Raw genomic sequence first — 13,396 nt, forward strand, 5'->3', positions numbered from 1 at the left:
TTGCACCTCCTTTAATCAAGAACATAAATTTCTTTTATCAATCTAACAATTTCTGAGAAAAGTTCCTTACTTCCATCAATGTAACTGAATTTAGAAATCATTCTATCGCCGTTATACCAAAGTTGGATACCTACATTATTGTTTTGATTGGCAAAACTTAATATCAAATTCCATTTATGATAGCCCAAAACCTTCATTTGAATATCATAATTTTCTAAGATAGAAGCAAACTCTTGCAAAAACGATTTCATTACTCCGATTTCATTTGGAACATCCTTTGGAGTTGGTTCCAATAACGGCAATATAATTCCAAAATCCTCCCCTTCACCTGACTTCAACCTTGGAATCTTCATCTCTCCTTTCCCATTATAGTCGAAGAACAATTCAATTTTTCGGTCATTTATCTCCAAAGTGACAATCTCTAAATATTTTTTTGGAGCTATATTTAAGATAGTTGCCACACCTGACAGCTTGGTTTCCAAATAGCTTTGGAGCTGCTCGGTAGAAGTTTTTTTTCCATTGGAGAGCAATAAAATGATGTTACTTTTATTTGGGGTTTTTACGGATGATGACTCACTAAATTCCGTCTTCAAAAAAGGAGAGATTGGTTTCCAATTTATCAGTTGAACATTATTTAATCCGCTCGATATCCCAGTATAGATCCATTTGAAATATTCCTTATTTGTTCTACCTCGATTTTCTCCTTGATTTGTATTAAAAAACACCGTTTCAAACGAATAAGCCATTGCCTTATTCACTGTCATCGCCCAACCGAACTTTACTTTCGATGCATTTAAAAGCTTAAAGTATTCGCTTGTTGGTGCTTTTAATTTTTTTAATACTCGATCTCTGTATGTTTTTTCGAAACGAGTCAACCTCCGTTTGTCTTTGAAATCCCTATAAAGTTCTTTCTCATCTATTTTGGTTTTAGTATATTGGTCAGGATGTAGTAACATTTCTTGATATTCTGCACTTCCTTCAAAAGGTTCGTTATCGAAAATATCTTTTTCATAACTCGATAAAACAATTTGATATGCAATAATCTCGTTTTTGTCCAGCTCACTTTTTGTAGCTTTCAAGTAATTATCAAATACAAGAGTTTCAATAATACTTTCATCTTGAAGCTTTATTTGACAAGGAATAAATCGCAATATTACTTTTTCGCCTTCTATTTCAACAACTTTTTGGATTATATTATCATTATCGACATGGATAACTACTCCAAAATATCCACTGTCCACCCTTTTAGGCTCAACAAAAGAAAAAGGTTGCTCCATATTATCAAATGGCGACAAATCACTTTCCATCAATGTTGGTCCATAAGCTTGAACTGTTGTATGAAAGACAACGTAATCCTTCGCTCCTATTTCTCCGCCATTTTTAATTAGTTGCTTCTTTATCCAAATATTCACTTGATTCGCTTGCTCATTGGAAAAAACTAGAATTTTACTGCTACTTGAATTCAAATAAGCTTCCTTCAAGACATTTGTTTGGTCTTTTTTTTCGCAAACTGTAATCTCTTTTCTAGAAAAAATTAACAATTCATTGTATTGATCAGCCCATATATTCTTTGAAATCTTATTACATACTTTAATGATTTCGGATTCCCCGGCATGATCTGGCAACGCTGTATTCCTTATCTCTGAAGAAATCTTTTTACTTTCAAGAATTGCTTTCAAGTATTCTGGATTAAGTGCATTTTCAATTTTCGACCCATAACTCAGTTTATTTTTGTCTCCAATGAAAATAACCTTTCTCTTGGGATTGGACTCCAAATCGATATAATTTAAGACATCATCTAATAAATGCCCAGAACCAAATTGTAGCAGATCTGAACCTGCACTCGAATTAGTAATCAGCTGACTATCATCGATAATAAACAAGGCTCGATCTTGATCATGGATTTCATCATGTCCTTTTAAAGGAATATTCTTTTTGTAAAATTCATCTATTGTTTCACCCTTGAAATCAAATACCGAATTAAATAGTGAATCCACTTCTTCCAGTTGTGGATTGCTCCTCAACATCTTCCTTCTCAACCGATTAGAGTAAGCAAATGCCGGGACATCAGTATAACCTAAATCAAAAGCCAGTTCTCTAATATCTGGAATAAGCGCAGTTTTTCCACTTCTCGTATTACCTGTTAATGTCATAATTTTGCTATCAGATAATAGAAATTCTTGAATTTGCTGCAGACAATCGCTATTTGTAGTTCGTTTTTCAACACGCGGTTCATGTATCTCTAGTTCGGATTGAACATCAAACTGGTATTTATTCGCAACAAACAAAGTCTCTGTAAAAGTTTGTCTTCCCTTTTCCGACAAATAATTCATATCCCCATCAACCACGACATCAATGATGTCGACAATTTTGTTGAGATAGTTGTTCGAATCAACAATCGAAAAACTGATGTGGAACTGTCTAGGAATTCCACCTACGATTTCTACTTTATCGTGAAAACAAACTACAGTTGATATAGACTTACGTTTAAAATCGTATAAACGATATTTAAGTTCATCAATCAGCTTTATCCGTTGCTTGCCAAGTTGACTAAACGGATTCGGAGAGCTCCCTCCTTTAACAGTTACATCACCATTTAACACCCATCTACCAAATCCAAAATATTCTTCAGATGGAAGCTCTAGCGTCCCGCTATAATCTTTAAAATCAATAATAATAATTTGATTTTGAGTAACCAATAAGCAGTCAATTTGCAAATCTTCTCTTCCAAGACACTCTGGCATTCCAAGTAAAATACCATCCCAATGTCTTTGCTCAAAAACTTGCGACAACTCAACCGATACTTTTCTAAAAAATTCATTTTCGTACGATTTTGAAGATTTGCCTTTGCGAACCTCTAACATATCATTTTGCCTTCTTTCCTCATTCAACCTGCCAATTGTAGACTGAATGATTTTTAATTTAGAATGATACTGTATGTATTAATTTCCTTTTCTAAGATAAAAATAGACACCCCTAATTCACATATTAAAGGTGTCTTAACAAATTAGGCAATTAAAGATCATGAGTTTTTGTACTTGTTGTATGTTTTTATAGTGGCACATGTGACTTCATGTATACACCCTTTTTGTAAACGGATTTGATCGTAAAATGGACACCCAACTTGCGGTTGGTCCGATAGATCAGCGAGTTGATCTCATCGATTCCTACCGAATCGCTCTCCAGCATGCTTCGTTCAGGCCATACCTGGCCAACGATCTGCTCTCTCGTCACAAAATGATCCAATTGACTGTACAGCAGCTTGAACAGCTGGAACTCCTTCTTCGACAGCGGAATTTCCACCTCGCCAATCTGTACAGTCTGCAGGTGATCATGCACCCGGACTCCCTCACCCAGCAGATCGGATATGCGGTATTCGCGTGTTTCTTCGAGATCACCCTCCGTACGAAGCTGAATCAAGCCATTGACCATGGTCAGAATGTCTCCTTCGGCAAACGGGTATTTCTCATAGGGAACGAGCCGCTGCCCGTTCAATTCGGTGCCATTTTTGCTATCCAGATCCTCCACCCACAGCTGACGCTGTGCATCATAATGAATGCGGCAGTGCCGCTTCGATATCAACTGATTATACACGGACAAGTCCGATTCACCGCCGCCCGTATAACGTCCCACCGTGATGGAGCGTCCCTGGCTTACGTAAGCAAATGAACCGTCACTCTCCTGCCCAGGTGTACGAATGACGATTTTTGCCGTCTCCCGCATGTTCATCTCCCACCTTCGATTATCACTCTAGCTCTATAAGTTTCATCAATAATGATAACTTCATCAGATTTGTTCCATTGTTTGCATTGCTGACTATTTATATAGTGTATACAGGCAATGATGTATTCGTTTCTCTACTATACCAGACGTTGTGCTTTTTTTCTCATAACGGTCTTTCATCCAGCCTAATCAACAAGAGAGGGTTATCATCATGAACAAAAAGAAGATTTTCATATACGTACTGCTCGCTTTTACCCTGTCCATTACACTAACTGTCCTGTCACGCATGACAGACGAACGCAGCGAATTATTGAACGGCACGCCAGCCTCTGAAACATCATGGCTGCAACTGAACACACAGCCGTGAGCTTACTCTATTATAACGCGATCCATGTCATAAACGTTTCACCAATGTCATAATCACCGCTTGGATAGAACATAACTCCCTGCCCGCATAATCGTATAAGTCCACATGAAGAAGCCCCTTACACGCTGACATCGCAGCGGGAAGAGGCCTGTTTGCTTAGAATTGTACAATTGAAAATGCGTTCTGAAGATTGTTCATATTTAAAAAAAGTAATTACTCAGCCCGATCGGATTCTTCCACCTGTGGGGTCTTTTTGGCCTGAGCTTCCTCCATCCGACTGGATACCTTCTGATACAGATACGAAATGCCCAGCAATAACACACCGAAGCTAAAGTAGGCGATGATTTTGCTGCCCGTTGTCAGCAAACCAACATCGTAGAACACCATTTTCCCCGTGGAGAACAAGGTCAGACCGAGTCCGAGACGACGAATCATGACGTACCTTCTACGGAATCCGTACGCAATATAGAGAATCGCAAGCAGCAGATACATCAAGCTGAACATCAGACCGATGTCTCCCCATTGAAACTGCACCGTCAGGAAGACCGTGATGACACCCAGCAGGTAGATTCCCGCAATGACCGGGTACCACTCCACGCTCTTGAACTGTCCGCGTATGCCCGCAATCAGCAAGTCTCTTCCAGCGAAAAACACACCAATATTAAAAATAATCAAAACCAGCAGTCCCACAATCTCCGCAGCCGTATGCTGCTCAGCTCCCGGACCGAGTGCCGGCATGGACAACGTTACAGCAAGTGCAATACAGCAGCCTGCTGCATGCAGAAAGGTTGTGTAGTACCTCACCATCTGGTCATGAAATAACTTAGCTTTGCTTAAGCCATATGCCAGCGCGATGGTTAATGCAGCAAACATCAGCCATTTGTAGAACAAGTAGAGCAGGAAGGTCCCATCCACCGCTCGGGTATAGAGTTCATTAGACTCGTATAGAACATATATCCACAGGTTGCCGAGGGTAACGTACTTGAATATATTCAGCGCGCCAAGCTCCAACACACTGTGATGAATATTGGTTTTGGACAATATCCCTTTCCCGCTGCCAACCATGGCATAATACGATGTAATCAAAAGCGCACCCAGTGTAATGCAGGAGTATTTCAGCATAAAATAGGATTGCTCTCCCACCATGTACAGCACCAGCACATCATAATATACGAAAGTGAACACGCACAGGAGCACAACGCCCCATCCTGCACGTTCTACCGACCTGAACTGTTTCAGATGACCTAGGATAACAAGCAAAATCCCCTCAATTAGCCATCCCATGGACAGCCACTTTGCCCCAAATTGGAACGGAATCATGAGGATGGCAAAGGTCAAAGACGTGATATAGAACAATAGTATGGTTTGTTTCTCCTGAACCATATTGCGCTGTACCCACCCGGCGAGTCCAAGATACACCAGGGAGAATATAAGCGCCAGCAATCCCTGCGCATCCTCCCAGCCTTCTGCGTCAAAGAGTACATACAGCATCAGACAGCTGATGCTCGTATTCATGGCCAGCAGGGCGAAGTCCCACCAGGTCAGCTTAACCCGATGTTTGAATGGATACGCGAGTGTAATTCCCAGATATAATGCAAACGTAGCAACCGAATACACCATGCCCACAATGTTGTTCGGCGATAGCCACAAGAGGATTAACATGGACGGTGTATTAAACAGAAAACTGATATAATGCACGATCGGCCAACGTTTGCCGAAGGAAATAAGTACAATAATGCCGTTAAGAAGCAGCAAATAGACCATGGCAACATATACGGAGTTCCCGCTGAGACCGAAATAGGCCATATACGAGAACAAAGGTAGATAACCGCCTACCAGACCAAGTGAACAGATCGTCCTCGACTTATATCTTAGCGATAACAGGACGGACACCGCCGATACAAGGACAGAAAGTCCAAGACCCGTATATAGACCGATAATATGGAGCAGAAAATAACTGTAAAAAATAGAGCCGAAGAGTACCGAAATTCCGCCTCCAAGCAAGCCCATCGCAAACGTCTGACTTTTCCGCCGAAACAGCCACTCTCCCCCGGCGAGCATCAGCATGCCGAGCAGGAAGAACGCACCGCCCTTCATTTCATCATTGAACCACGTGGAATACGAATACTGGAACGCTGCACCAACGCCAAGAATAATAAGCAGGATGGCGACCTTGTTGATCCAGCTTAGCCCGATCTTCATCTCCATCCGGTTCTGACGAATCCGGCGCTGAATGGTTTCTTCACTCAAACCTTCCTCCGCCATATGCTCATAGCCAAGCTGCATCTGCTGCCGAACCGCTTCTTCCCGTTCCTGCAGCGTTTGTCTATGCCGTTCGATGCGTTCCTTCACCTCTGCGGCAAGATAAGCAATCCTCTCCTTGAACTCCATCGCATCTTCCTGAAGCTCCTCCGAAGCCTTATTGAATAGAGCGTTCATGTTGATTTGGGTACGATGTTCGTGAGCTTCCAACCGGTCATTATGTACACCTGTTTTTCCGCGGAAGTATGTCTCCATTTTCTCCTGGGATACGCGAATAAGATTCAGCTTCTCATCCAGCATCTGTTCGGACAACGCCATCCGAAGCCGGGCATTCTCTTCCTCCATCTTGCGTGCACGTGCCTCGATCTGAAGCAGCTTCAGCTCGTGTGCACCCACCTGCTCACGAAGCTGTTCATTCTGCACAATCAGGTCATCCGACTCATAGTCCTGAAGCAGCGTGTTGTATTCCTTCACCAGCTGCCTTTGCTGTTGCTGAACCTGGCGAAGTCGGTCCTTGAAGTCCTTCATAAGGCTCCTCCATTGGTTGATGTTGATGTGTTTACCTATATTTTACTATATATATGCCATGAAATGATCTTATAGATTGAGATTGGTGCAATAAATGCACAGCAAAAACCCCGGGAAGCAAGCACGCTTCTCGGGGTTACACCATTTAAAATAATTCTACATGATAAACGCTTTATGCGGCATCTTTCTCTTCCCCATCTGCGGATTCGGGTTCGATGATTTCGGTGGCATCCGGGTCCAGCCAATTGCTTAGCATGGTCCGTACATGCTGCAGATCATCCTCCGATAGATCATAATACCAAGTTCCACTGCGGGTTGAGCCTTCACCTTTCAGCATATAGTTGCTGATTGTTGGCGCGCTGTCTTTCATATATAAGGACTCGGCAAAGTTCACGATGAAATCCGAGCTCATGTTGGTTGTAAAATTCGATCCGGCAATCTTGATGACGTCCGGGATCTTGGTCAGATTTTTGACCTCCAATGCACGATTCATGAACGCGCTCAGGAAAATCCGGTGACGCATCGTCCGGTTAAAATCGGAGTCTTCCCGGTATCTGACATAGCCAAGCGCTTCTTCGCCGCTATAGATGGGTTTGTTTGCTTCCACAAACAGCTTCTCATGACTCTTGAGTTTGTTCTCGATATTTTTCTTGATCGGCAGCTCAACGCCGCCAACCGCATCGACAATATCCTTGAGTCCGTTAAAATTAATCGCGGCATAGAAGTCCACCTTGTTCCCCAGCAGATTCTCCACCGTATCCATAGCCATCTTGGCTTCGCCATGGGCATAGGCTGAATTAATCTTCGATTTCACATCCCGACCGACAATCTCGGTATAGGAGTCTCGCGGAATGGACAGCAGCAGCACTTTATTGTCTTCCGGACGCACGACGGAATAGATGATTGTATCCGAACGGCTTGGTTCATTATCCCGTTGATCAATCCCCAGCAGCAGTAGCGAGAAAGGGTCAGTGTGTTGTACCACAGGGACTTCTGCGTTCTGATCTCCAACCGGTTTGAAGGAATCATCAAGCGCTTCCTTCACCGTACCGGAGGCAAATAGGTTAAATGCCAGCAGTACAAGTTGTTTTTGGTAGACATATCCGAGTCCTCCCAGCACGATCAGCACGCTTAGGGTAATGATTAGAGGTTTCTTCCATCTCTTCTTCGGTTTCTTCGGCTTCCGGCGGGTTAAATGTGCAGCACTGTTTTCCATCATATCTCCTTTAATAACGGGTTCTTAGAATCATTTAACTATATTAATAACACGTTTTCAATAGATTGCGTTATAATCTGCTATACAAGAACTGACACAGAAGGAGCGATGATGAATGGAATATCGACGTTTGGGCAACAGCGGCTTGCGTGTATCTGCACTTGGACTCGGCACGAATGCTTTTGGTAAACGTGCAGATGACGCGGCTTCGACCCGTATTATTCATGCAGCACTGGATCAGGGAATCAACTTTATCGATACCGCCAACATCTACGCCGGAACCGAATCGGAACGGATTATTGGACAGGCCCTGCAGGGGCGGAGGGAAAACGCTGTGCTTGCAACCAAGGCCGGACTTCCCCGGCATGATGGTCCGCATGGGCGGGGTTCCTCCCGCTATCATTTGCAGCAAGAACTGGAACAGAGCCTCCGGCGTCTGCAGACGGACTACGTGGATCTGTATCAGATCCACACGTTTGATCCGCACACTCCGCTGGAGGAAACCTTGCGAACGCTGGACGATATGGTGTCCTCCGGTAAAGTTCGCTATATCGGGGCCTCCAACTATGCAGCCTGGGAACTCATGAAAGCTCTTGGCATCAGCGAACTGAAAGGTCATGTGCGCTATATTTCCACTCAAACCAGCTACTCCCTGGCAGACCGCACCCCAGAGCTGGAACTTGTCCCAATGTGTCTTGATCAAGGTGTCGGAATCATTCCCTATTTCCCACTTGCGGGCGGCATTCTGACTGGCAAATATAATGGACAAGCAGGTATTCCTTCGGGCTCCCGAGCGGATACGGATCCATCCTTCAACCGGTTCCTATTGGAACACAATGTCAGATTAGGAGAGCAGATAAGTGAGAAAGCATTAGAATACGGCTGCTCTCCAAGTGTTCTATCACTTGCCTGGTTGCTGGCTCGGCCAGCTGTTTCAACGGTTATCGTTGGGGCCACGCGTACCGAGCAGCTGGAGCATAACCTGGCTAGTTTAAGCCTGGAGCTTACGCCAGACATGATCACGGAGCTGGATCAACTTAGTGACTCGTTCCGTCATGGCGAGCCGTTCGCGGCATATCGACTGGAATAGAAGTTTACAAAAAAACCTCCCCGGCTCACTCTCGGGGAGGTTTTCATTGTCTGTATGTAGAAGGCCAGGTGCCAACTCATCTTACCTTGCTTCGATGGGTATATCATCTATGAGTTCAATAAATGGTGGGATGCCATAGAGCGACTATTCCGATTTATGTTTGATAAGCTCCCGCATAATCTCCATATACTCTTCCTTATGATCGCTTACCAGGTCAAAGAATTGTCTGTCAGCCTCTTCAACTAGCTGGATTCCCCGATTGGCCAGTTCCGTGCCTTCGGGCGTTGTAGTAATAATGTTCGCACGGGTATCGGTCTGATGGCGACTGCGATGGATCAATCCCCGCTTTTCAAGCGCTCGAAGAACCTGAGAGGTCACATTCACATCCACGTTGGCAAAATGCGCAAGCTGAACCTGCGTTACGCCCTTCCCTTCCGTATCTCTCTCATTCAGCCATAAGCAGCCATGCAGAAGTACAAATTGCGGCAGGGTTAATCCCAATGGATCAAGCACCCTGCGCACTTCCTTCTGCCACATCGTTGTAACCTGCCACAGCAGGTGTCCTGGACTTTCATGTGCGTTTTTATACTGTGAACTCATCTCATTTATTCCTCCATCACTGATGCCTTGGGACTTGTTGTATGCCGTGCATTGTAGAGATAATCGGATGACTGACTGATCGTCAGCGGGAAGGGATGATCTGCTTCACCCATTGTCCGAATCCCTGCGGATTGCGGCTCTGGATCAGGACTGTGCCCTCACCTCTGAATCGGCATACCAGTCCTTCACCACTGGTCACACTGGATAACCAGCCCTGCGATGCTTTTTCGATATGATACTCCATATATTGAGGCCAGGCAACCAGATGCGCGTTATCCACAATGACTTCTTCTCCCGCTGCCAGATGAATGGCGTGAATTGCACCATAAGAAGACAGGAATACCGTGCCTCTTCCGCTGATCTCAATAATGAAGAAACCCTCCCCCGAGAAGAGGCCCTTCTTCAGGTTTTGCATTTTACTATTTACCTGGATGCCTTCCGTCCCCGCCAAAAAGCCATCCTTCTGCACATACAGCGAATAGGAGCCATCCAGTTCAACAGCCTCCACACCGCCCATGGTGGAAGGTGACAGCAAGATTTCTGCAGGTCCTCCTGCAGCGGTTAACTCTTGAAAGAAGAACTTCTCCCCGCTGATCATTCTTCCAATTCCGGCAAACATGCCACCCTCCGCAGATCCCTTTAGCTGAACCGTCGGCGTCATGGATACCATGGCGCCGCTCTCAGCCTTGAATCGCTCTCCGCGCTGTAAACGAACCTTGAGCATGGCAAAAGCACCCTCATGCAAAATCTCGTAATTCATTGCTTGATCAGCTCCTTGTTCTCATCCGAATCAAAATGGTTCAGCCCATTATCCTCGAGCATTGCGGATTTGTCTCCGTACTCCTTCACGATGTGCTGCTCTCCCCAATTGCATAGTGCATTCAGAATCGGCTCCAGACTCCAGCCATATTCACTGAGCTCATACTCTACCTTGGGCGGGACCTGATTATAGACGATCCGGTTCACGATTCCGTCATCCTCCAGCTCACGAAGCTGCTGGGTTAACATCTTTTGGGTAATGGCGGGCATAATACGCTTAAGATCACTGGTGCGTTTTTTGCCATGTGTGAGATGACAGAGAATGACACACTTCCACTTACCGCCGATCACCTCCAGCGTTGCCTCGACCGAGATATTGTATTTTTTTCTGTTCATTATATGCTTCCTCCCCTAATCATCTGATGAACTTGCCGAGCTTATTTATATAGGCACCAAAAAGTACGTATGGTACTAAAAAGTACGTACTATTCATTTTATATCGAATAATTCATAATAGCATTTGCCGGTACGTAAATCTACATTCGGGGAGTTGAACAAGAAACATGGTACAAGATTCAAAACGCAGCACCTGGGCCCTGCTCGCACTAGCCATTAGTGCGTTTGCCATCGGCACCACTGAGTTTATCAGTGTTGGACTGCTGCCACTCATTGCGGGTGACCTGGGCATTTCCGTAACTACAGCGGGACTGACCGTTACTTTATATGCGCTCGGTGTAACCTTCGGGGCGCCCATCCTGACCTCATTAACTTCAACCGTGTCACGCAAGACACTGTTGATGGCCATCATGGTTGTTTTCATTGCAGGCAATACGATGGCCGCGCTATCCAGTGGCATCACCATGCTGCTTATAGCCAGGATTATTTCAGCCCTGTCACATGGGGTGTTTATGTCCATCGGTTCCACTATTGCGGCTGACCTCGTGCCAGCAAACCGCCGGGCCAGTGCCATTGCGATTATGTTCTCGGGCCTGACCATCGCTACCGTTACCGGGGTGCCTCTCGGTACGCTCATCGGTCAACATTTAGGCTGGCGTGCTGCCTTTATTCTCATTGTTATTGTCGGCATCATTGCCCTTATTGGTAATATGGTACTTGTTCCTTCCACCCTGCAGCGCGGAACACGCACAGCATTCCGTGACCAATTGAAGCTTGTAACAGGAGGAAGGCTGCTGCTGGCGTTTGCGATCACAGCGGTCGGGTATGGAGGTACATTCGTCGTCTTCACGTACCTGTCTCCGCTTCTGCATGATATCAGCGGATATTCCGAGAAAACCGTGGCAGCCATTCTGTTGTTATACGGAATCGCCATCGCGATCGGCAATATCATTGGGGGCAAAGCCGCCAACCGTAATCCGTTGAAGGCATTATTTTATATGTTTATCGTTCAGACCATCATTCTGGGCATACTGTACTTTACCGTACCATTCAAGCTGGCAGCACTGCTCACCATTCTCGGCATGGGTCTGCTTGCCTTCATGAATGTACCCGGACTTCAGATGTATGTCGTCACACTTGCAGAACGCTATGCGCCACAGGCTAAGGATGTGGCTTCTGCCTTCAACATCGCTGCCTTTAACGCGGGTATTGCCATAGGCGCCTACCTGGGTGGGGTCATTACCGACTCCATTGGGCTCGTGCATACGACTTGGGTTGGTGCAATTATGGTTCTTGCCGCCGTTCTTCTTACAGGATGGGCCAGAGTACTTGAACGCAGATCATCAGCCGCATAAGCATTCGATATAAGAACAGGCTGCACCTGAAAAAATTGAATTCCCAGACTGATCACGTTCAGTGACTCATGAAGCCCTTATTTAAAGGAACCGGTTTCGCATGGTATAGTATTATAGTACGTTGGACCCTATTTAATCTACCCTCATTTAATTTTGGGGGATCGGATTGAACGATTCGAGAGTTACTTTCTGTGAATTACGAACACACTTAGGAGGACATCACATGACAGCACAACACTTACAATCTACAGTAGCTTTGCATAACGGCGTTCAAATGCCTTGGTTCGGACTAGGAGTATTCAAGGTAGAAGAAGGCGCAGAATTGATCGAAGCGGTCAAAAAAGCAATCCAGCATGGCTACCGCAGCATTGATACTGCCGCTATATATGGTAACGAATCCGGTGTTGGACAGGCGATTGCCGAAGCGTTGAAAGAAAACAACCTGAAGCGCGAAGAACTGTTTGTTACATCCAAAGCCTGGACTGCAGACCTTGGATATGAAGAGACTCTTGCAGCCTTCGATACAACTTTGAACAAGCTCGGTCTGGAATATCTGGATCTGTACCTGATTCACTGGCCAAAAGCAGGCAAATACAAAGGTGCATGGAAAGCGATGGAAGAGCTCTATGCTGCAGGCCGAATCAAAGCGATTGGTGTAAGCAACTTCCAGATCCATCACCTCGAAGACCTGATGCAGGATGCCAAAGTGAAACCGATGGTTAACCAAGTCGAGTATCATCCTCGCCTTACTCAGGTTGAACTGAAAGCCTTCTGCGAGAAACATGGTATTCAGCTTGAAGCCTGGTCCCCGCTGATGCAAGGTCAGCTGCTGGACAACCCGGTGCTTACCGAGATTGCTTCTGCCAAAGGCAAATCCGTTGCACAAGTCATCCTGCGCTGGGATCTGCAAAACGGTGTTATCACCATTCCGAAGTCCACTAAGGAAAATCGGATCATTGAGAACTCTTCCATCTTCGACTTTGAATTGTCCAACGATGAGATGGATCGGATCAGCGCCCTCAACGAAGATGTTCGTGTGGGACCAGACCCGGACAACTTTGATTTCTAATTTAAATGAAGCAAAAAGCCTCCATTCCCTC

General features: G+C 45.2%; 11 protein-coding genes. 4 read left to right on the forward strand and 7 right to left on the reverse strand.

Annotated elements, in window-relative coordinates; translation table 11 throughout:
- Positions 1 to 11: 11 nt before the first annotated feature.
- Positions 12 to 2,864, reverse strand: coding sequence for a nuclease-related domain-containing protein (locus PIL01S_RS10460; RefSeq protein WP_127537483.1), 2,853 nt, complete (start codon positions 2,862 to 2,864; stop codon positions 12 to 14).
- A 187-nt stretch (positions 2,865 to 3,051) separates the two neighbouring features.
- Positions 3,052 to 3,723, reverse strand: coding sequence for an FHA domain-containing protein (locus PIL01S_RS10465; protein ID WP_127537484.1), 672 nt, complete (start codon positions 3,721 to 3,723; stop codon positions 3,052 to 3,054).
- Between the two features lie 211 nt (positions 3,724 to 3,934).
- On the opposite strand from PIL01S_RS10465, the gene PIL01S_RS29465 reads away from it, so the two are divergent.
- Positions 3,935 to 4,090, forward strand: a complete 156-nt coding sequence (locus tag PIL01S_RS29465) for a hypothetical protein (RefSeq protein ID WP_164764214.1) — start codon at positions 3,935 to 3,937, stop codon at positions 4,088 to 4,090.
- Between the two features lie 213 nt (positions 4,091 to 4,303).
- Here the strand turns inward: PIL01S_RS29465 and PIL01S_RS10470 are convergent, their stop codons facing one another.
- Together PIL01S_RS10470 and PIL01S_RS10475 are read right to left on the reverse strand one after the other, a co-directional pair.
- Positions 4,304 to 6,880, reverse strand: coding sequence for a DUF2339 domain-containing protein (locus tag PIL01S_RS10470; RefSeq protein ID WP_127537485.1), 2,577 nt, complete (start codon positions 6,878 to 6,880; stop codon positions 4,304 to 4,306).
- Positions 6,881 to 7,052: 172 nt separating this feature from the next.
- Positions 7,053 to 8,099, reverse strand: coding sequence for an LCP family protein (locus PIL01S_RS10475; protein ID WP_307720987.1), 1,047 nt, complete (start codon positions 8,097 to 8,099; stop codon positions 7,053 to 7,055).
- Positions 8,100 to 8,211: 112 nt separating this feature from the next.
- Between PIL01S_RS10475 and PIL01S_RS10480 the strand changes: the two genes are divergently transcribed.
- Positions 8,212 to 9,186, forward strand: a complete 975-nt coding sequence (locus PIL01S_RS10480) for an aldo/keto reductase (protein ID WP_127537486.1) — start codon at positions 8,212 to 8,214, stop codon at positions 9,184 to 9,186.
- A gap of 144 nt (positions 9,187 to 9,330) precedes the next feature.
- On the opposite strand, the gene PIL01S_RS10485 is transcribed toward PIL01S_RS10480, so the two are convergent.
- The 3 genes from PIL01S_RS10485 to PIL01S_RS10495 all read right to left on the reverse strand — a co-directional run bounded on the left by PIL01S_RS10485 (position 9,331) and on the right by PIL01S_RS10495 (position 10,941).
- A complete protein-coding gene (locus PIL01S_RS10485; RefSeq protein ID WP_127537487.1) occupies positions 9,331 to 9,786 on the reverse strand; it encodes a MarR family winged helix-turn-helix transcriptional regulator in 456 nt (151 codons plus the stop codon).
- Positions 9,787 to 9,868: 82 nt separating this feature from the next.
- The gene (locus PIL01S_RS10490) at positions 9,869 to 10,546 is read right to left on the reverse strand and encodes a TIGR00266 family protein (RefSeq protein ID WP_127537488.1); all 678 of its coding nucleotides are present in this window, start codon (positions 10,544 to 10,546) and stop codon (positions 9,869 to 9,871) included.
- Positions 10,543 to 10,941 carry a winged helix-turn-helix transcriptional regulator gene (locus PIL01S_RS10495; protein ID WP_095290738.1) on the reverse strand — a complete coding sequence of 133 codons (399 nt, stop codon included), beginning with the start codon at positions 10,939 to 10,941 and terminating at the stop codon, positions 10,543 to 10,545. Before PIL01S_RS10495 ends, PIL01S_RS10490 begins: the two co-directional genes overlap by 4 nt.
- 167 nt (positions 10,942 to 11,108) lie before the next feature.
- On the opposite strand from PIL01S_RS10495, the gene PIL01S_RS10500 reads away from it, so the two are divergent.
- Both PIL01S_RS10500 and PIL01S_RS10505 read left to right on the forward strand, forming a co-directional pair.
- The gene (locus PIL01S_RS10500) at positions 11,109 to 12,296 is read left to right on the forward strand and encodes an MFS transporter (protein ID WP_127537489.1); all 1,188 of its coding nucleotides are present in this window, start codon (positions 11,109 to 11,111) and stop codon (positions 12,294 to 12,296) included.
- A gap of 223 nt (positions 12,297 to 12,519) precedes the next feature.
- Complete coding sequence (locus tag PIL01S_RS10505; protein WP_095290736.1) at positions 12,520 to 13,365, forward strand: aldo/keto reductase; 846 nt, start codon at positions 12,520 to 12,522, stop codon at positions 13,363 to 13,365.
- The last annotated feature ends 31 nt before the right edge of the window (positions 13,366 to 13,396 follow it).

The sequence above is a fragment of the Paenibacillus illinoisensis NBRC 15959 genome, assembly GCF_004000925.1.
GTDB lineage: Bacteria > Bacillota > Bacilli > Paenibacillales > Paenibacillaceae > Paenibacillus > Paenibacillus illinoisensis.